General features: G+C 52.9%; 15 protein-coding genes. 3 read left to right on the forward strand and 12 right to left on the reverse strand.

What is annotated here, in order from left to right; genetic code table 11:
- Positions 1-217 precede the first annotated feature (217 nt).
- The 4 genes from KW808_RS14330 to dnaK form a co-directional block, all read right to left on the reverse strand.
- The gene (locus tag KW808_RS14330; protein WP_003862802.1) at positions 218-658 is read right to left on the reverse strand and encodes a heat shock protein transcriptional repressor HspR; all 441 of its coding nucleotides are present in this window, start codon (positions 656-658) and stop codon (positions 218-220) included.
- Positions 659-689: 31 nt separating this feature from the next.
- Positions 690-1,877: a molecular chaperone DnaJ gene (dnaJ, locus tag KW808_RS14335; protein ID WP_003862800.1), complete on the reverse strand. Its 1,188-nt coding sequence runs from the start codon at positions 1,875-1,877 to the stop codon at positions 690-692.
- A gap of 204 nt (positions 1,878-2,081) precedes the next feature.
- Entirely contained in the window at positions 2,082-2,738 is a 657-nt protein-coding gene (gene grpE, locus KW808_RS14340; RefSeq protein WP_003862799.1) for a nucleotide exchange factor GrpE, read from the reverse strand.
- Entirely contained in the window at positions 2,739-4,595 is a 1,857-nt protein-coding gene (dnaK, locus tag KW808_RS14345) for a molecular chaperone DnaK (RefSeq protein WP_003862798.1), read from the reverse strand.
- Positions 4,596-4,934: 339 nt separating this feature from the next.
- Here dnaK and KW808_RS14350 point away from each other — a divergent pair, with 339 nt between their 5' ends.
- Positions 4,935-6,365 carry an AI-2E family transporter gene (locus KW808_RS14350; RefSeq protein ID WP_003862797.1) on the forward strand — a complete coding sequence of 477 codons (1,431 nt, stop codon included), beginning with the start codon at positions 4,935-4,937 and terminating at the stop codon, positions 6,363-6,365.
- 43 nt (positions 6,366-6,408) lie between these two features.
- Here the strand turns inward: KW808_RS14350 and KW808_RS14355 are convergent, their stop codons facing one another.
- The 6 genes from KW808_RS14355 to adhP form a co-directional block, all read right to left on the reverse strand.
- On the reverse strand, positions 6,409-6,969 hold the full coding sequence (locus tag KW808_RS14355) for a nucleosidase (RefSeq protein WP_011015392.1): 561 nt from the start codon (positions 6,967-6,969) through the stop codon (positions 6,409-6,411).
- A gap of 71 nt (positions 6,970-7,040) precedes the next feature.
- Positions 7,041-8,147, reverse strand: coding sequence for a Wadjet anti-phage system protein JetD domain-containing protein (locus KW808_RS14360; protein ID WP_003862793.1), 1,107 nt, complete (start codon positions 8,145-8,147; stop codon positions 7,041-7,043).
- A 1-nt stretch (position 8,148) separates the two neighbouring features.
- On the reverse strand, positions 8,149-11,484 hold the full coding sequence (locus tag KW808_RS14365) for an ATP-binding protein (RefSeq protein ID WP_003862790.1): 3,336 nt from the start codon (positions 11,482-11,484) through the stop codon (positions 8,149-8,151).
- The gene (locus tag KW808_RS14370) at positions 11,481-12,119 is read right to left on the reverse strand and encodes a DUF4194 domain-containing protein (protein WP_003862788.1); all 639 of its coding nucleotides are present in this window, start codon (positions 12,117-12,119) and stop codon (positions 11,481-11,483) included. The genes KW808_RS14365 and KW808_RS14370 overlap by 4 nt, the downstream gene beginning before the upstream one ends.
- Positions 12,116-13,603 carry a DUF3375 domain-containing protein gene (locus KW808_RS14375; protein WP_003862786.1) on the reverse strand — a complete coding sequence of 496 codons (1,488 nt, stop codon included), beginning with the start codon at positions 13,601-13,603 and terminating at the stop codon, positions 12,116-12,118. Before KW808_RS14375 ends, KW808_RS14370 begins: the two co-directional genes overlap by 4 nt.
- 312 nt (positions 13,604-13,915) lie before the next feature.
- The gene (adhP, locus tag KW808_RS14380) at positions 13,916-14,953 is read right to left on the reverse strand and encodes an alcohol dehydrogenase AdhP (protein ID WP_499652261.1); all 1,038 of its coding nucleotides are present in this window, start codon (positions 14,951-14,953) and stop codon (positions 13,916-13,918) included.
- Positions 14,954-15,537: 584 nt separating this feature from the next.
- Between adhP and KW808_RS14385 the strand changes: the two genes are divergently transcribed.
- Positions 15,538-15,684 (forward strand): restriction endonuclease subunit R, encoded by a 147-nt coding sequence (locus tag KW808_RS14385; protein WP_331428991.1) that lies wholly within the window; start codon positions 15,538-15,540, stop codon positions 15,682-15,684.
- Positions 15,685-15,800: 116 nt separating this feature from the next.
- A complete protein-coding gene (locus KW808_RS14390) occupies positions 15,801-16,103 on the forward strand; it encodes a monooxygenase (RefSeq protein ID WP_003853549.1) in 303 nt (100 codons plus the stop codon).
- A 69-nt stretch (positions 16,104-16,172) separates the two neighbouring features.
- Here KW808_RS14390 and KW808_RS14395 read toward each other — a convergent pair whose 3' ends face one another.
- Positions 16,173-19,142: a choice-of-anchor G family protein gene (locus KW808_RS14395; RefSeq protein ID WP_003862781.1), complete on the reverse strand. Its 2,970-nt coding sequence runs from the start codon at positions 19,140-19,142 to the stop codon at positions 16,173-16,175.
- Positions 19,143-19,860: 718 nt separating this feature from the next.
- Positions 19,861-20,790, reverse strand: coding sequence for a sulfite exporter TauE/SafE family protein (locus KW808_RS14400; RefSeq protein WP_003862780.1), 930 nt, complete (start codon positions 20,788-20,790; stop codon positions 19,861-19,863).
- Positions 20,791-20,808 lie beyond the last annotated feature (18 nt).

The following is a 20,808-nucleotide window of genomic DNA, read 5'->3' on the forward strand; positions in this document are numbered from 1 at the left end:
TTCACGAAAATCAATCCGCGCTAGAACCCCTGTTAAATTCACCCCCTTTTTCTCAAAATTCTCGCAGCTCAACGCCGAAAGCCTTTCAAAAGTTATTACCCCCTGTTCGGGTGGTTATCCATGTATCTAATTGGCGAAAGCACGAAACGGGCACCTCCAAAAGATAAATGGAGGTGCCCGCTTAATTTGCTAGAAAGTGGCGTCGACAAGCATGTTTTTACTTGGAACGCCCCTTGCGGCGTTCCCACATGACCACCGCGGTGGAGCGGGGCACGTGCACCAGCTCGCCACGCGGACGCCCGCTGCGTAATTGATCTTTGAGCTGCTCATTCTCAGCTGTGACCTTACGCAGGGATTCTTTGAGGTTTCGGTTTTCTTCGCCGAGTTCGATGATCGCCTTGATTCCGGCGAGGTTTACGCCTTCCTCCTGGCTGAGATGCTGAATTTCTCGGAGTAATTCCACGTCAGCGCGGGAGTAACGGCGACCGCCTCCGCGAGTGCGTATCGGGGTGACCAAACCCATGCGATCGTAGGTTCGCAAAGTTTGGGCATGCATGCCGGCAAGCTCGGCTGCGACAGAGATAACGAAGACTTCCCCTTGAAAATCGACACGGTCAAACTGACCTTCATCGTTGGATTCTTTCGGTGTGGATGCCATGTTTCGTCACCTCCTTTCTCAAAGAGAACGTCTAGCGGTTCTGGCCCGCCCAGTTAGCGCGGGGATCAAAACCTGAATTAGTTTCTGCTTCAGCATATGCGCGGAGAGCTTCCGCAGCGTTGTCATCCAGATTCTTCGGGACAGAAACCTGGACTGTAACAAGCAGATCACCAGTGGAATCACGTGCTTCGATACCGCGACCGCGTACACGCAAAGTACGACCATCTGGCGTTCCCGCAGGTAGCTTGAGTTTTACAGGCTTGTTGAGCGTTGGCACAGAAATAGCACCACCCAAAGCCAGCTCGCTGAAGCTCACGGGAATGGTGATCAAAATGTTGCTGCCGTCGCGTGTGAACACATCGTCCTTTTTCACGTGGACTTTCACAAAGAGATCGCCCGCTGGTTTGCCATTTGGTCCTGCTTCGCCTTGGCCTGCAAGACGAACTTTCTGTCCATCTTCCACACCAGTTGGGATACGCACGGTGATGGAACGAGACTTCCGGACGGTGCCTCGGCCGTGGCAGTTATCGCAAGGATCAATGATTACTTCACCAGCGCCACCACAGGTTGCACATGGAGCGGAGAATCCGAAAGCACCCTTGTTCTCAGAGGTGAATCCGGTTCCATCACAGGCTCCACATTTTGCGGGGTGGCCTGATTTGGAGCCCGATCCGTGGCAGGTGTTGCAGGGCGCATCGCCGGTAAGTTCCACTGGGATGGTCGTGCCTTTCGCTGCCTCAACAAACGAGAGAGTTATTTCGGTTTCTACATCCGCCCCCCGCGTCGGCCTAGCTGACTGGTGAGAACCAGCGCCGCGGTTGAAAAGGCCACCGAAGATATCGCCCAAACCGCCGTCCGTAGAAAACCCTCCACCTTGTCCTCCTCCGAAGAGGTCTGAGGTGTCGAATCCTCCCGTCGACGTGCGAAACCCGCCGGGGAATCCCGCACCTCCGCTTCCGAATCCTCCGCGGATTCCACCAGAAGCTAGAAGTGCTTTGAGCTCGTCGTATTCTTTTCGTTTCTTGTCATCACCAAGTACGTCATATGCCTCGGCCGCTTTTTTGAATCGATCTTCAGCGGCCTTGTCACCTGGATTTTTATCTGGGTGATTTTCCCTGGCGAGCTTGCGGTAAGCCTTTTTGATCTCATCTTCTGAAGCGGACGAGGAGACCCCCAGGTCTGCGTAATAGTTCTTATTTGCCCATTCGCTGTTGTTCACTGGGCATCCCCTCCTTCCATGAGTCTTATATGCGGTGAATTGTATGTAATTTCTTAAGTTATCTTGTGTTGCAAGTTTTGTTGTCCGGACACCGGCGGATACCTTTGAGTATTTATTACTTCAAGGATATCCGCCGGTGTTGTTCAAGGAGTTCCATCTGTGGACCGTGGACAACGGCGGAAACCACTAAGAGACTTAGTCTCTCTAGCTCTCCTCTGGATCCCCAATGAGGACCATTGCGGTGCGGATGACGCGGTCGCCGAGGCGGTATCCCTTGCGGAGTACCGTTCCCAGAACCTTGACATCACCCTGTGAGAGATCCTGTACTGCTTCGTGGATCTCTGGATCGAATGCTTCGCCGATCTCGCCGAAGGATTCCACCTTCAATCCACCCAGGATGTTGATCAGCTTGTCAGACAGTGACTTCAGTGGACCTTCGTTGAGGTCACCGTGCTGTTCGGCAAGATCCAGATCATCGAGCAGTGGCAGCAGCTGAGTAACAACGCTGGCACGTGCGGTGTCGATGATGCCCTGGCGTTCACGCTCGGTACGTCGACGGTAGTTGGCGTACTCTGCGGTGACTCGCTGCAGATCCTCAGTGCGTTCGGCAAGCTGTGTTTCTACAGCGGACACTTCACCATCGCCATCCAAATCTGGATCAACATCTGATAGAAGATCATTGATCTCTGCTTCGAGCTCTGGAGAAATTTCTTCCTCTGAGGCCTGTCCAAATGGAGATTCCTCCGCTTGGCGGGCAGCTGCTTCTTCAGCTGCCTGCTCAGCACGATCAGCAGAGGTTGCCTCTGGATCGGTATTTTCAGGATCCCCAGGATTGTCGGGCATTCCGTTAGGGGTAGTCATTTACTTCTTGTCCTCACCATTGTCAGCTGCGTCGTCTTCGACAACTTCAGCGTCAACAACATCGTCATCTGCAGCGCCTTCTGCACCTGCGTCAGCCTGGGTTGCACCAGCAGCAGCGTCAGCCTCGTAGATAGCCTTACCCATTTCCTGGGACTCGGTGTTCAGCTTCTCAACTGCAGCCTTGATTGCCTCGAGGTCCTCGCCCTTGAGTGCTTCTTCAACGCCCTTGGCTGCCTCTTCGACCTTTGCCTTGAGGTCTTCGGAGACCTTCTCGGAGTTCTCTTCAACGAACTTGCGGGTCTGGTAAACCAGGGACTCAGCGTTGTTGCGGACTTCCTGCTCCTCGCGGCGCTTCTTGTCCTCATCAGCGTGAGCTTCAGCATCCTTGATCATGCGATCAATTTCATCCTGGGAGAGACCGGAGCCGTCCTGAATGGTGATGGTGTTTTCCTTGCCAGTACCCTTGTCCTTTGCGGTGACGTGGACGATGCCGTTGGCGTCGATGTCGAAAGTGACCTCGATCTGTGGGACGCCACGTGGTGCAGGTGCGATGCCGCCGAGCTCGAAGGATCCGAGCAGCTTGTTGGCGGTTGCGATTTCACGCTCGCCCTGGAAGACCTGGATCTGAACAGAAGGCTGGTTGTCCTCTGCGGTGGTGAAGGTCTCGGAACGCTTGGTAGGGATGGTGGTGTTGCGCTCGATGAGCTTGGTCATCACGCCACCCTTGGTCTCAATGCCGAGGGACAGTGGGGTGACGTCAAGAAGAAGAACATCCTTGACCTCGCCGCGGAGAACACCGGCCTGAAGTGCTGCACCAACTGCAACAACCTCATCTGGGTTAACACCCTTGTTTGGCTCACGTCCACCGGTCAGTTCCTTTACCAGTTCGGTAACAGCAGGCATACGGGTGGAACCACCGACGAGAACAACGTGGTCGATCTCCGAGACGGACACGCCAGCGTCCTTAACAACCTGGTTGAAAGGAGTCTTGGTGCGGGCCAGGAGGTCCTGAGTGATGCGCTGGAACTCTGCACGGGAAAGGGTCTCATCCAAGAACAGTGGGTTCTTGTCTGCATCAACGGTGATGTAAGGAAGGTTGATGTTTGCACTCTGGGAAGAGGACAGCTCGATCTTTGCCTTCTCAGCTGCCTCACGCAGACGCTGCAGGGCCATCTTGTCCTTGGTCAGGTCGATGCCGTTGGAGGACTGGAACTTCTCTACCAGCCAGTCAACGATACGCTGATCCCAGTCGTCGCCACCGAGCTCGTTATCGCCGGAGGTTGCGCGAACCTCAACAACACCGTCGCCGATCTCTAGGAGGGAGACGTCGAAGGTGCCGCCACCGAGGTCGAATACCAGAATGGTCTGCTCCTGCTCGCCCTTCTCAAGGCCGTATGCAAGTGCAGCCGCGGTTGGCTCGTTAACAATACGCAGAACGTTAAGGCCTGCGATCTGGCCAGCTTCCTTGGTTGCCTGGCGCTGTGAGTCCTCGAAGTATGCAGGAACGGTAATAACAGCATCAGTGACGTCCTCGCCCAAGTATGCTTCAGCGTCGCGCTTCAGCTTCATCAGGGTACGAGCCGAGATTTCCTGTGAGGTGTAGTTCTTGTCATCGATAGCAACGGACCAGTCGGTGCCGATGTGGCGCTTGACGGAGCGAATGGTGCGGTCAACGTTAGTGACTGCCTGGTTCTTAGCGGACTGGCCGACTAGAACTTCACCGTTCTTTGCGAATGCAACGACGGAAGGGGTGGTGCGTGAGCCTTCTGCGTTTGCGATAACTACTGGCTCGCCGCCTTCAAGTACGGAAACCACAGAGTTGGTGGTTCCAAGGTCAATTCCTACTGCACGTCCCATAATGGTGCCTCCTGTTTTAGGTGATTTTAGTATTGTCCACGGCTTGAGCTTTGACTTGCTTCCCACCGACTTTCGCCGGTAAGAAAAACTCCTCATTGAGCCTGCCTGACTCAAGCTTACATATATAGCAACGGTAAATGCCACAAAGTTGTTCCCACTAGACTCAACTTTCTTAATTTACACAGGTCAAAGTGCTTCACTTGAGAAAAAATCCGGGTTTACCCCTAATTTTCAACCACCCAATCAGGGAAGATAAGAGCTGTTTTCAACAGGTCCCACTCAACTTTGACACCAAGTCTCACGCAAAATTAACAGCCATAAACTTTAGAGGGACACCCCGTGTCCCACACCTGTGGCATAGTGATTTTTGTGAGCACAGAATCAGGAAACACCCCAAAAAGGGATGATGCAAAAAGCACCATCCCTCCGAAAGATTTGCCTGACACCGTCCTAGACGCGATTGAAGGCAATTTTGAGCCACCGCTAAATACCCAGAAGTCGGCGGTTCCCCCTAATGCCGAAGCAACTGTCGAGGCTGATTCTGAAGGAACTACCGACCGCTCTGTCATTTTGGGCAGGGACGGCCGCTGGCTGTCCGGATGGGCATTGCGCTTCATCGTGCTGGTTATCGCCGGCGTCATTGCACTTCGTATGCTGGGCTTCATCTGGGTTGGCATCCTCCCAGTCGTCCTCGCACTTCTAGTCTGCACCGTGCTATGGCCACCAGTGAAATGGCTGCGCGAGCATAAGATTCCCGCGGCGCTCGCCGTTGTCATCACAATTTTGGGTTTCTTCGCCCTCATCGGCGGAGTTTTTGCAGCCATCGCGCCAAGCGTGTCTTCCCAGACAAAGCAAGTGGTAGACCAAGCAACTGTTGGTATCGAAGATCTAATGGATTGGGTTCAGGGCCCACCTTTTAACTTTGATATCTCACAGTTTGAAGGCGCGCTCAATGACCTAACATCCATGCTGCAATCACAGTCTTCCACCATTGCTTCTGGTGTGTTCTCTGGACTGTCAACTGCATCATCCATCGTTGTCACGCTAGCAGTGATGCTGGTGTTGACCTTCTTCTTCCTCAAAGACGGTCCTCGTTTCCTGCCATGGATGCGCGGCTTCACTGGTGAAAACGCAGGTTGGCACCTCACAGAAGTCCTGACCCGTACCTGGAATACCTTGGCCGGATTCATCCGTGCTCAGGCATTGGTGTCCATGGTTGACGCAATATTCATTGGTATCGGATTGCTGCTTCTTGGCGTCCCAATGGCCCTCGCGCTCGCGGTCATCACATTCTTCGCGGGCTTCATCCCCATCGTCGGTGCGGTGTCTGCAGGCGCCCTGGCTGTCATCATCGCGCTAGTTACCAACGGCGTGACCAATGCGCTTTTGGTACTTGTATTGATCCTGGCGGTTCAGCAGATCGAGGGCAATATCTTGTCCCCATTCCTGCAGTCCAAGGCCATGAACCTGCACGCAGCGGTTGTTTTGCTATCCGTCACCGTCGGCTCCACCATGTTCGGCATCATCGGCGCATTCTTGGCTGTTCCAGTAGCCGCGACGTTGGCTGTCTGGGTGCGCTACCACTCTGAAATGGTTGCTTTGCGCGCCGGTGAGATCACCAGTGATGACATTGAGATCGCCACGGCGAAAGGTTCCCCAACCAGCCTCAATGGCCAAGAAACCCTTGCTGCCATTCGAAGCAGATTCGCCATCCTTGGCCGCAAGAAGCCGACATCTGCCACTGCAGAAAAAGCAGACTCAGAAAGCTAGCCAATAATGCTCACTCCCGATGCCGCCAGGCATCGGGTTTTTGTTATTTAAACTCCTTCACAGCCTCCGCCAACTGTCGTGCGCCCGCATCGACCGCATCAAACCACGACCCCGAAGCCTCCTCATCCGCGCTGTCGCTAACCTGCTTCAGCAGCGTAATCGGAACACCAAAATGCTTTGCGACGCCCACCAGCGCCGCGCCCTCCATATCGCAGAGGGAGGCCCGGGTGGCCAGGTGGTTGCGGGTTTCTGAATCTGCAATAAATGAGTTTCCTGTTGCCAAACTCGCTACTGGGAAGTGCCCACTCGTGGCCAAAGTTGAACCATTTGAGCATGGCTTTCCTGTCATTTCAGCGATTAACTCGCTACTGAAATCATGCTGCAGAACGTATTCGATCTCGTATACGCCAGCCAATCCATCCACCAAAGCTCCCGCCGTACCAATATTGACAATTCGGGCAGGAAGCACCTCCCGAGTAGCCAACTCCTTAGTCAAAATCATCGTTGCTGCGGTCGTTCCGATGCCAGTCACCAGCAAGTCGATTCCATCTGGAAGATACACCGCTTCCTCAGTTGTGGCGGATACAAAAAGAGTCTCAGTCATGGTGACCAAGCATAGAACGACCAAGAGGTTACAGGCTGAGTTGTTTAATAAAAAACAACTCTGAAACAACTTCACCCACGAATTACTTTCTCGATTTCTTCAACAGCAACATCGAGGCGGATGCGTTCTTGTTCAATGCGGAGCTCACCGTCTGTAATGAGTAGGTCAAGTGCGTCAGATTCAAAATCGTGAAGGTTGTCAAAGCTTTCTGCCTTGAATTCTCGGTCGGCAACGCCAAGGTATCGCCACCGGGAGACGGTTTCAGGGTTCATCAGCACGGATTCGGTGTGGGGAACGTGGCTGCGGACGCCGTCGAGAATTTTGAAACCGTCCAGGTCAAGGTCACCCCAGTACAGCAACCGACCATTAGAAAAGTAGGGTCCTCGAACAATGTCTACTGCACGGTAGCCCGCACCCCAAGCAATTGTTACGCCCGGCCAAGTGAGTAAAGCGAGAAATGAATCGAGGTTTTCCACCATCAGAATTACTTGCGGTTCTTGTAATTCGCACAGGTTGGAAAGCGGTACTTCAATGTCTGTGAGCCCAGCGGGAGCATCTACGGAATGGAAGCGGAGCCGGACGCGAGCTTCGGCGTCACCAAGTCCAAGATCGGCACGACCAGGTTCACCACGTTTGTCGGCCACTAACGTTTCAATGAGTACGCGGTGGTTTTCAAGCCATTTAGTGTGCACGCCTTCAACCGCGACTGCGCGTTTCAGCAGGCCAGAGTTGGGGTTCTCCAAAAACCATTCCACAACTAACACCGCCTTGGAGAGATCCTCGTTAGACAGCGAACGCCACAGCGACACATGTTTCGCCACCACCTCCGCTGTAAAACCAGACAGCTGTGAAAACCTCTCGTGAAGTGAAGACCATTCATCCTCTACCTGCGCAAACACAACTAATTCCTCAATCGTGTTCAACGTCAGCCTAACGGGTACTTCAGTTTTACCTAAGCCCACAGGAGACCAGTTTCGCACGGCATATTCCACGTCATCGCGTCCCTCCCATTGGCGGATAAATTCCCTCGTGGCATCAATATCGGCGGCGGCTTTAGCTGCCGTCGGTGGGTGCAGGGGCAGGCTGAGGCCTGCAAATTCGCCGAGGAGCAGCTCGCTTAAGTGCGCGTGGAAGTATTTTTTGCTGCGGTGGAGGGCGTCGTCGATAAGCAATGGCATGTTATTTCTCGATCCTAGAGAAACTGGAATTGCCCTGGATTGCGCCCTGGGCGTTTGGTTTTTCGGTGTAGCTGACCACGATGGTGGAGCCGACATAATCGCCGAGGGTTTGGATGAGTTTCAGCGGGGTGGCGAGCACCATGTGGAAGCCGAAGCTGTGGAAAACGTTCATGGTTTGGCGGGTGAAGGCGGGGTCGGCGCGGTCGAAGGCTTCGTCCAGAATGACGGTGGCATAGGTGGGATAGTGGGCGCCGGGTTCGGCTAGCTGGTAGCGCAAGGCAGCGGCGAGGCAGAAAAACACCAGCTTCTGGGCTTGTCCGCCTGAAAGTGAAGCGGAGTCGACGTAAGTGTTGACGGTTGCGCCGTCGGAATCGCGCTCGAGGCCGATGAAGCGAACGTGGCGGCGGGTGTCTAGAACGGTGTTGCGCCAGCGGGCGTCAGCGGAGTCGTGGGAGGCGAGTTTGGAAATGATTTCAGCGATCAGCGCATAACGGGCGAAGGCTTGTTTCTCGGTACTGGTTCCCAGGTCACCGCTGGTAGCGGCATCAAGTTTCTGCTGGAATTCCCTCACAATCGGACCACTTTGATCACGGATGTCGATGTGCAGGAAGCGACCTTCGTTGAATTCCGACTGCGCCAAGGAGGCGTTGATCGGCTCGATGCGCTCCTCGATTTCCCGGCGCGCATCACGTAGACGCCGCGAGATTTGGCCGAGGTTTCGGGTAGACATCTCGTTCATGAGCCCTAGGAATTTAGCCGTGAATTCTGCCAAACGATCGCTGCGAAGCTCGCCGAGGCGGTTGATGGCCTCACCAACAAACTCAGGTTCGGCTTGTAAGTCAGCGCGGTTCGCAGGCCACGTTTCAATATAGCTGCGCAAAATGCCAACAATTTGGTTTTCACAACGTCGAAGTTCTGCCTCATTGGCATCGATTTGTTTGTCCAGATCCTCGCGCAGCGCAATGGTCTGCTCATCCACGTTGGCGGCGTGAACCCGGCGGGTGTTGGCAAGAAATAGTTTCTCCACTTCCCGCGCGATTTCTTCAGAAACCTCCGTAACCGGCAGGCTTTCGAGCCGTTTCAATTCAGTTTCGGCGCGTTTCAGGTTCATCGACGCCACGGTTTCCTCACTCTGAGCTGCGACAAGCAAGTCAGAAACCCTCGCAAGCGTCTGCTTTGCTGCCTCATGGCGCGCGGAAAGCTCAGTGGCCTCTGGAGTGTTGTTCAGCTCTTCCAGCAATCGGTCCAGCTCAGCAATCGCCGCGTCGGCTGATTCCACATCAATCTGAGCCCACGACACCTTCAAGATTTCTTGCGAAGCCTGATACTGCCGTTCAAGTTCCCGCAGCTCAGCGCGGTTTGCAGCAATGCGATTATCAGCTGCCTGCACAACTGCTTTGCCAGCTTTCACGGTTTCCCGAAGCGTTTCCACCTTGGCATCATTGGTGGAACCCAAACGGTATGTGGACCGATCCCCCAGCTTTCGGCGATCATCTTTTTCCCAACGCGTCGTCGGATCGCCTGTCTGCTGCGCTAATTTTCGCACACCCAAAATAGTCACGCCCTGATCGCGTGGCCCCAGCGCCGACAATTCCTCAGGAGTGCGCACGCACCGAATATTAAAACGCTTGCCTAATTCTTGATTTACCCAATCTCGAAACGGCGACTCCACAACATCAACTTTTCGGATCAGGGAATCCGCCGGAAAACGCGAGGTTTTGTACTCCCCCGTTGTCACCACGCCGTTGAATTTCAGCAGCGCTGCCAAATGTTTGGCATTTACCCAATCCCGAACCCGTGGCAACAACCCATGAGGAACCAACATTTCCGCAGCAAAACCACCCAAAATGCGCTGCACAACGGGTTCCCATTCCGCATTATTCGGATCAATCAGCTCACCGGCAAAGGGCATATCCCGCGGGCTCACGCCCAAATCCTGACACAAATTTTCCCGCACCTGCAGCAAACGGTACTCAATATTACTGCTGCCTTTACTCAAAGAAGACAGCTCTTGATCCGCCGCTTTGAACTCATCAACCGCACGGGTTCGGTCCTCTACATTCCTCTGACCTGCAGATTCAAGCGCTTCCCTCGCCGCCGGATACTCATCCACGGTCAGCCGCGCAGCGTTGTTGAGCTCCAAAAGCTCCTCCGCCGATTCCGGCGCCGTACCGCCCAGCCCCTTAACCAATGCGTCCAGGCCAGCACGCGCAGCGCTAATTGTTCTTAGCTTATCGACGGCTCCCTCCCTCTTCGCACTCAAAATTCCATGCTGCGCCCCCACAATTTGTTTGACGTTGTCGTGCGCGAGGGTTTCCATTTCGCGGGCACGATCTGTCTCAATTTTGGCGGACTCCACCTTCGACTTCGCCTGCGTTTGCTCGACAGTAAATTGTCGAACCAGCGTTTCTTGCTCTTCCTTCTTAATGCGATTCCCGACGGTCGGCAGCGCCTTCTTCAGTGCATTGGCATGATCTTTGGACTGTTGCGCTTTCTCTCGCCGATTCTTCAGCTGCACCAAAGGATCCAGGGTGTGGATCTGCCGTTTAATATCTTCGACCTGCTCATAAGCACCTTCAAGGTCTTGGAATTGTTCCACGGCAGTTTTGGCAATGCTGAACGTATCCGGTTCCACCAGCATGTAATCCCGAAATAGATCATCCAAGCTTTGAAGATCTTTCGCCGACTGCGCGCGGTGCAACAACAGCAAAGCTTCCTCACTGGAGATCCCCAAACGGCTTCTAAACCTGCCGGAGAATACAGAATGCTGCTCACTAAAGGTGGCGTCCTTGAAAGCGGCTCTGATCTGGCGTTTATCGATGCCCTCTTTCAAGAAATCCAGCAGCGCATTGATGTCTTGATCAACGGGAAACACACCATAATATGAAGAGATATCGGAGGTTAAATTGTGTCCCGATTTCAGATAGAAAATAGCCACCAAGGTGTGCTCGACGCCTTCACCGTTGGAATAAGTCAATCCAACCAGTGAATAAGTAGCACGAGGGCGAAGGTAGGTAGAAACAATCTGATCCTGCAGCGGATCCTCCTGCGCACGCCAAGCGCCACGGATATAGGTAACCAAACTGCGTCCCTTATTCCGCGGAGTATTAGCTTGTGCGGCAGAGTTAAACCTCAGCTTTCCTTGCGGAAGCAATACCGCCGTGATCGCATCAATCAGCGTGGATTTTCCTGATCCCGAACCACCGGTAACTAAGATTCCTTCCCTGGTCACAGGAATGTCCACCGTTCCGTGGAAGGTTCCCCAGTTGATCAACTGAATCCGAGAAAGACGGAACTGACCTGGGTGGATAGGATCTAAAGCTTGTTCGCTGGTCACTTCTTTTCCTCTTCATTTCCGTCATGGGCTGCTTCGTTAAATTTTTCGTACTCAGCGCGCACACCTGCCACGGTGTCGGCATCAAAAATCTGGCGCAGTGCTGGTGAGACCTCAAAACGTTCAGGTGTCTCTGTCTTTTTAGCCAATGAATAATCCACGATGCGCCTAAACGCAGCGTCGAATCGTTTGGCTAATTTGGCTTCATCTCGTTCTTCATCAACGCGGTAGAGCAACACTTGTTCGCGGATTTCTTCACGATCCACAATGACTCGTTCCCCCGGAGGTGCCATGGTGAGTTCTTGGCGCAGAATCAAAATGATCAACGTATCAAAATGCGACAGCGTCTCCGTGCGCAGCACTTTGGGCATCGCTTCAGTTTTGTTATTTCCAACCAATACGTCTTGTCCACCATTGGCAGGCCGAGTAAATGCAACACCCGCATCCTCATCAAGAACCAACTCGAGGAACAGATTGTTAAGGACAGCATTGAGCGCATCTTGATCTGTGGTGATGGCCCGCCACACTTCAACGTGCTGCAAAGCATTAACCATGGGACCTTTAAGTAATTGCACCAGCGCTTTCCTGGACCCAAAAGTCAGCGTTCCCGTGTCGCCTTCCCACAGCTGATCATTCATTTATTCATCTCGCTTTCTGCCAAATCTTCACTGTTTAAACCCCTGATAAATTGCCATCCCGTAATCCGTCGCCGATGCAGGACAGATTCACTTTCCCACTCCACTACTTGCGCGTGACCTGTGGAAACACCATCACGCATCGCTAGGTACAACAAGCCAACAATGCTGGCGAGGCCTTGAGTTGCTGGGAAATGTTCCAGTACCTCGGTGATCGTGGCATGCGATTGCTCAGCAAGAACTAAACCAACTGCTTCTTCCAATTCTTCAAAGTCAATCTCGCTTGCTCGAATCTGTTCCAGCAAGACTTCCGTGTCTAGTTCTTGCTCTTCAACTGGCTCCGGCAGATCCTCGACGCGTTCTTCACCTGGATTTTTCAACTTCAATCCAGCAATGGAGCGCACATCCATACCGATGCGCACGAGTGGAGTGTCCATATGATTGAGCGAGGTCACTTCACCAGCCTCGGCAGCCTTAGCTGCGGCACTGCGGGTATCGCGAAGCAACTGAATCATGCGTCGGCTCTCTGCGAACTCCTCGGTAGTGACATAGTGACGCAAACTTCGAGCCAGTCCTGTCATTTCCCCGTTGACCTCGAAGCTGGCATCCTCCATATCCCGGAAAATTCGGTACAGCCCTGTCCGTAATTTTGCATCCAGATCAATAGCCTCATCGCGTCCTAGAACTTCTCTGATCCATCGATCAATCAGACTTGAACGCTCGCGATCCAACAAAACATCAAAGAAACTATTGAAGCTGCGCCCCGCATCGGAATCCCCAATCAGATCAACTCCCCTGAAGATCTCTTCTAGAACATCACCACGGGAGTCTTCAGGATCAAGCAACTGCCTGCGCAGCTTCCGATTCAAATCGCTCAGCTCATGCCGAACCCTGGCAAAATCTGCGGGAATAGAAGCCGCCAGATCCAAGATATCCGCTACCCGATCACCTATCTGCACAGTGGTAAGGACCTCAAATTCACCAGCGTGAACCGCTTCAATCTGGCGTTCGATCCTGTCGCGTTCACGCTCTAACTCAGCCAAACGTTTCGCCGTGCTGGGATCTGATTCCAACGCCAAAGTCTGAAGCGCTTGCGTCAACGATTCAATTCGAGACGCCGAAATGCTTCGATGCGGGTTATCCCACCGCTGTACCGAATCCAGCACTGCCAACAGCTCTTCACTCGGCTCTACGGTTTCACCAGTCTGCGAACTACCAGGACGACGCACAAACCACCGGGACTTCACCCAATCGCTGACATAATCCGACGGGCTTTTCGGCAGCTCAAATCCTTCTTCCCGCAGCACTCGAAAATCATCGCTGAGCAGCTGATACAGCTCTGAGGCTGGCTTAGCGATAGCCCCCTGCGGAAAATACTGCGCCACCACGGCAAGCACCACCGGAAAGTTGTCACTGCGCAACAAAGACAGCTCTAGGGATTCCTGCCTAAATCGCTTAAACCCAAGCGCGTGCGATACAACGGTCATGCCAATTGACTATTCCAGAAGGGGTGGACACGTGTCGTACATTCCTGTTCGAATCCGGTCACACTCCCCCATCACCGCACCAACTTCAAACAAAGGTTCATGCCTTAAGCAGCAAAAAGCCACGCCCCTCCTTTAACTGGCTATGAACCAGCTATATATAAGGAGAAGCGTGACTTTTCAATGATGAGAACGATGAGAATGTCGAGAACTACAAAAGCGACGAAAGCTCAGCCAAAGTTCATCACATTTTCAGCCAAACCGCTCTGAAGCAACCGCCTCAAAGTAGCTTCAGAGCAGTTTCAACACAATCCGTTAGAAACGAATCGCCACACGACCATCGATCTTGCCGTTTCGCATGCGGTCAAGCACACCATTGACCTCATCGAGGGAGCACTCACTCACGGTTGGCTTGATTAGTCCGCGCGCAAAGAAATCGAGCGCTTCGGCCAAGTCTTGGCGGGTTCCCACGAGGGATCCACGGATGGTCAGGCCCTTGAATACGATGTTGAACACGGATGCTGGGAACTCTCCCGGTGGCAGACCGTTGAACACAATTGTTCCTGCACGTCGAGCCATATCCAGTGCCTGGCCGAATGCTGCCTCGTGAACTGCAGTCACAAGCACGCCGTGTGCGCCACCGTTGGTGTACTTCTGTACAGCTTCGCCTGGATCTTCATTACACGCATTCACGGTAAATTCCGCACCGTGCTTACGGGCAAGTTCCAGCTTGTCATCGGCAATATCTACCGCAATGACACGCATGCCCATCGCCGCTGCGTATTGGATTGCGATGTGGCCAAGTCCGCCGACACCGGAGATCACCATGAATTGGCCCGGGCGGGTTTCAGAGACTTTGAGTGCCTTGTAGACAGTCACGCCTGCACACAGAATTGGCGCTGCTTCGAGGTAGTCCACGCCGTCTGGGATGCGAGCGGCGTATCGGGTATCCACCAGCATGTACTGGCCGAAGGATCCATTTTGGGTGTAGCCACCATACTCAGCTTCGTTGCACTGAGTTTCCCTGCCGGTGATGCAGTATTCGCAGGTGCCACACGCTGACCAGAGCCATGCATTGCCGACAATATCGCCGACCTTCACATCGTGTTCACCTGGTCCGAGCTCAACAACTTCACCTACACCTTCGTGTCCTGGTACGAATGGTGGTTCCGGCTTTACTGGCCAATCGCCCTCCAAGGCGTGGAGGTCGGTGTGGCAGATGCCGGAGGTGAGTACCTTCACCAATGCCTGGTGTGGCCCTGGCTTTGGAAGGTCAATATCCTTCACGGTCACGTCATGACCGAATTTTTCAACAACAGCAGCGGTAAATTCTTGGGGTGCAGCAGTGGTCATAAAACTCACTCCTTCTCGCTTGGATTACTTGGCAAATTGCTCTTCTGGCACATGTAATTTCACACCGACATAGATGTGCCTTAAATTACAATCCTTGCAATTGTGTGATTTACAACATTCAATTGCTGCCATCGTCCACCCTAGCAAAATCCCAATAAGGTGAAAATAGAAAGTTGAGTTATTACCCCCGAACATTTCAACAACCGTGAATGAACTGGCAATTGTAAAAAAACAAACCACCCCCGCACGCTGAAATTTCGAAAAATAGATTCACAAAACTCCAGCAAATCACCCACTAATGGGAATGTTTTTCAATTAGCTTTCCAAGATTCACACAATTCCCTTTAAAAGCATCAAAGATGCTTTTCGACGCCCCCAGCCACCCATTCCCCACCACCCCAGCGGGCAATTAAGGCACGCGCGCCGCACCTACTAGATAGGCTCAACGGGCATGCAGCACGCAATGACATTCCCAGGGTTGCTCTAATGCTGTTTTAGAAAGCAGCAACCCACACCCAAATCCTTTGCGTGGCGATCGCATTCTAGCCTTCATCCGTCATCTAGTTGGTTTAGATGAAAGTGCCGTGCGCGAAGAGTTCGCAGATCTAATTAGGGGATCAACTCTTAGCACCAACCAGAACAGTTTTATCAAGAAAATCGAAAAGGGTCTGATCAAAGGAGGTTATCTCGAGTTCTCTGATCTTTTCCAAGAGTCATTTACTACATATTGAAATGTAATCACCTCATCAAACAGCAACCAATCAGTAGTTTACGACCTGAAAACACGCATCGATCGGATTAACAGCACCACCGGGGCTTCTGGATAAAATTACTGTACCCTGGGACAATGTCAGAACTACTCGTATTTGAATTCCCTTCCACCGGCCCGTTCGGTGCCGATGCTGAAACCGCCTACGCCGACCTTGCTGCCGATATCGCCGAGCAGCCAGGATTGATTTGGAAAGTGTGGACCGAAGACCCTGAACGCCAAATTGCCGGTGGCGTTTACCTTTTCACCGATGTCGCCAGCGCTGAAGCTTATGTAACTAAGCACACCGCACGTCTCAACAGTTTCGGAATTACCGAAATCACCGCAACCTCCTACGAGGTTAACGAGGGACTCTCCCGTATCGACCACGCAAAACTCTAACCCACTTCTAAAAACACAAAATCCCCGGTTCAACCAAGAAAGCTGAACCGGGGATTTTTGGGTTAAGAACTAGCTGGAGCTAGAGCTTGAGTTGTCCATTCCACAAAGAACTGGAGTGGAGATCAAAGCCAGAGCTGCGGTTGCGAACAGCGCTTGGGAAACCATGCGGTGATCGACTGCGTTTGCAGCATCGTTCAGACCACGGTTGATGTTGCGAACCCACTCAGGCTGGTTTGCGCCACTTGAAGCGTTGGTCAGGTTACGAAGCGCGCGGTCAAGCTCAGCACCGATGGACTTCATCAGTGGCTCAAGAGCTGGGCCAGCGATAGCACCGACGGTTCCGAGTGCAACCAGGAGACCTGCGACGCCAGCAGCTGGGGAGTCGAGGCACTGCTGCAAGAAGTCAGAAGAACCGTTGGAGGTTCCATCGGAGCTTCCGGAAGATCCATTGTCAGAGCTGCCGTTATCGCCGTTACCATTGTCGCCGCCACCGTTGTTATCCTTCTTAACAACAAAGATGAAGGTTTCAGTTGCGTCTCCGCCGTCGTTGGTAGCGGTCACGGTGACAGGGTAGCTACCCTCGGTACCCTTTTCTGGGGTACCAGAGATCTCGCCGTTCTCTGGATCGTATTTAACACCCTTTGGAAGACCATCGACCTTAACTTCAACATCTTCACCAGTGACTTCAACCTCAATTGGGTCGATTTTCTTTTCCTCAGTGCCTTCGGCATCAGCGATAGGCGCGATGGTAGGTGCATCAACATCGCTGTCAGGATCAGTAACTGTGATCTTGAAGCTGGTGCTAGCGGTTAGACCCTCATTTGTAGCAGTGACCGTGACATTGAAGTTTCCAGGCCTAGTTGGGGTTCCGGAGATAACGCCATCAACGATGGTCACACCGGCAGGCTGGCCAGTGATGGATACTTCTGCACCCTCTGGAGTGACCTCTGGAGTTACCTCTGCAATTGAATCGCCAAGGTCAATGGTCTGGCCAGAGATAGGTGCAATGGTCGGCGCCTCCGCTGGAGTGGACTTATCGGTGACAGTGATGTTGAAGGTGGTCTTAGCGGTGCGGCCTTCGGTGTCAGTTGCGATCACGGTGATCTCGTAATCGCCAGCCTTCTCTGGCTTTCCGGAGATCACACCGTCCTCAAGCTTGAGACCATCAGGAAGCAGCTCACTCGTAGTGATCTTAGCGTCAGCTGGAGTGACCTTTGGAGTAACTGATGTAATTGACTCTCCAAGGTCGATGGACTGATCAGAGATAGGAGCAATGGTCGGACCGTTTGGATCAGGGTTCTGCCAAGTATCAGCCGCAGAAACTGAAGCTGAGGCAAGTGGCAAGTGAACCGCACCATCTAAGACATTGACGTCAAGTGCAGTGACGCTGTAAACATCGCCGACTTTTTCTTGCTCGTTGATGGTGATAGCAGCAACGCCACCCAGGATTCCGTCTTTCCCTCCGAGGGCATCGCCCAATGGATCAACGATTCCGCTAACGAGGTTTGGTAGGCCCGCAGTCAGTGTAGCCAGCACGCCATCTTCGTCGAAGAGGATCTTATCTAGAGCTCCGCCGACGTATCCCAACAGTCCCTTGACGATGCTAAGGACGCTCGCAACAGTGCCACCGACGACCCCCTCTCCGGCAATCAAGACGTACTCATTAGGATTAGCTGCGTAGACTGCAGGATCAGCTGTTGCCTGAATATCGTCGTTAAGCAAGCCACCCACAGTGGTCTTGAGCGTGAATCCGCCGATGAGGACATCAAACAGATTACCCAAGCCAACTACACTGAGGATAGTCCGCAAAACGCCAATCAAACCTGTGTCGCCGAGACTTACTCCCAGATTCACTGTGGTGCCATAGAGTCCACCAGTGTGAGACTCGGAATCACCTGTTACAAGGCTGTTCACCTTTCCAATGAGACCGTTCGAGTTGGTTGGATCAGTTAGCAGATTAGTAATTGTTTCGACGATGCTGTTGATTGCAGCCTCGCTCAACAATGGGGTGCCGGGATCAAGATTGTTGATGCCCTTATCATGCACCTTGTCCAAGTCAACTTCGATGGTTCCATCAGCAAGGTTGATCGAAACCAAGCCGTCATCATCCTTAAGTGGCTCGCGAAGCAGCGTCTGAAGTGCACTGTTCAAATCAACATTGACACCGAGATCAAGGTTCAAGCCCACTGCTCCACTTGCGATGGTCGCAAGGACTCCGCTAAGACCTTTTTCCTTTAGGACCTCTTCAGTTGGAAGCAGCCCGTTAACAGTGTCGCCAACTTTACCGAGAGTGTCGTCGAGACCAGTTACGACGTCACCAAGCACTGGAGCATCGAGAGTCAGTTTTGCATCTGCAAGAACATAGTCACGCGTAACAGTGGTGCCATTTTTCTCAGCAGAAGCGCCAATAGCACCAAGGCTCAAGGAAAGCTCATCAACGAGGTTTGGTGGCAGTTCTACACCCAAAACGTTCGTGAGATCTAGCTCAAGCGCTGCATCCTTGTCTGCGCCTGCGTTATTCAAAGAAAGTGCGCCATCTGCACCGATAGTTCCCGCAGAAGCCTTGGAGTGGGTTGCACTTTCGGCATGTGCATAAGCGCTAAGAAGTCCAGCCTGTCCCTTCAGCAGTGAATCACCGGTTTCGGAAATCAGTGGGACTGTTACGTCACCAAGCTTGACCTTCAGCAAACCAAGCAGCTGAACATTAAGCTGAGCTACGTCTGCGTCCTGACCGTTGTCGCCGGTGTTAGCCCAGTTCTGCTCTGCCTCGATCGCTTCGATAATGCCGTCGACACCACGAGAGTCATCAGTGGAGAGAAGGTTTCCAAGGTTTAGAACCTTCAGATTAATAAGCTGTGCATGTGCAGTAGCAACCGCTTCCTGCTCATTTTCCTGCGCCTGCGCAACCGCAGTGGTTGGCAAGAGTGGGTGGGCTGGAACTGCTACCAGGACGCCGCCAAGCATTGCGGTGCTGGTGATAGTGGCGATACCGATGCGCATGCTGCGGCTGAGCGCAGATGCTGACTTCTTGATTTTCACTAGTCCTCCGTTGGAATTCGTTTAACAGTCGCTACCGTTACCTGGGCGTTTCACCCTGTGGTCCTGGTGCACAATTTTCGGTGCATGTGATCCAAGCATTAGGCTAGCTGAAGCTGGGAGAATTTCTATAGAAACTTTATTCGCATAGTACATTAGGCATGGATAACATCTCGGCAACTATTACAGTTTCATTACAAAACATGCAGCTCAACACATGGATTTTCCTAGGAAAAACTTTGACTAAATCTGAAAATTAGCTTGAGGATTTCCTGAAAAATATTGTCCATTTTACCCCCAAAACCTTACCCCCACCCCCGTGATACACATTCCAAGATGTCGGTTTTCCTATGCAATTCACACGTCTTCCATATGTAAACATTTCCGCATGGCGGGCCGACCTAGATGAAAAGCCCACGTCGCACAATATTTATGCCCACAAATATTCAATACCTGCAAAGCCAACTCTCAGATACCCAATCTGACCCACTTTCTATTCCTCTCAAAACTTCACAGCCTTTTTCTATGTGAACACTTAGCAAGATCTCTAACATTTAAATCCAATTCACTTCAGCCTCATCCGTAACAATAGTTTTTAGAAATGGAAACGTTATCTAGGAGTTTTTGCTAAAATAGACTATATGTTCTATTGGAATTTTCGGTGTTCAGCGCACAAAAACGCCCACCCGCGGTGGTGCGGGTGGGCGTCGAAAAGCGTGTTTTAAGTGCTTTTAATCTTTTGGCCCTTTGGTTCGGAGACAACTTCGCTGGAGATGGTTTCGTTGAGGAGGTTTTTGCGGTAGCGGCGGAAGCCGAGGTACGTCAGCGGCAGGCCGATAAGTAGGACGGTGACCTGGACGAGGCCGGTGGGGATGAAATCAAGGCCAACCACGTTGAGCACCTTTGGCAGGTTCAGTGTGACAATCAGGGTGCCCACGAAGCCACCGAGGACGGTTGCATTAACGCGAGAGATCATCCAGGCGCCGATTGGTGCTGCGATTGCGCCGCCGATGAGCAACGCGAGAACTGCAGAGAGGTTAGCTACTAGGTCATCCCACAGTCCCACGACGAAGCCCAATGTTGCGGCTAGGGAGACTAAGAACTCTGCGGTGTTGACGGTGCCGACTACTTTGCGGGGTTCGGTGCGCCCCAAAGACAGCAGCGTAGAGGTGGTCACTGGACCCCATCCGCCGCCACCGGACGCGTCAACGAAGCCACCGACAATACCGAGTCCACCGAGGAATCCCCTGCTGTGCGGGCGATCGGAATAGTCGCGGCGGATGCGTCCCTTGCTGAATCGCCAGACTAGGTTCATGCCGATCAGGGCAAGAATCAGGGAGGTGATCGGTGCTGCTGCTTCGGTGGAAATATTGGACAAGAAGGTAGCGCCAGCAAATGCGCCGATAGCGCCGGGGATACCGAGCCGGACAACTACTTTCCAATCCACGTTGCCAAATTTCCAGTGGCTTAAACCAGAAACTAAGGTGGTTCCAACCTCTGCGGTGTGCACGACGGCGGATGCCTGCGCAGGGCCCAGACCTGCGAGCATGATGAGGATGGTGGTGGAAGTGACGCCGAACCCCATGCCGAGGCCGCCGTCGACAAGCTGTGCTGCGACGCCTGCAATGGCGATAAAGATTAATGTCTGCATAGCTGATTTCCTTAGCGG

The organism is [Brevibacterium] flavum (genome assembly GCF_019317305.1).
Classification (GTDB): domain Bacteria; phylum Actinomycetota; class Actinomycetes; order Mycobacteriales; family Mycobacteriaceae; genus Corynebacterium; species Corynebacterium glutamicum.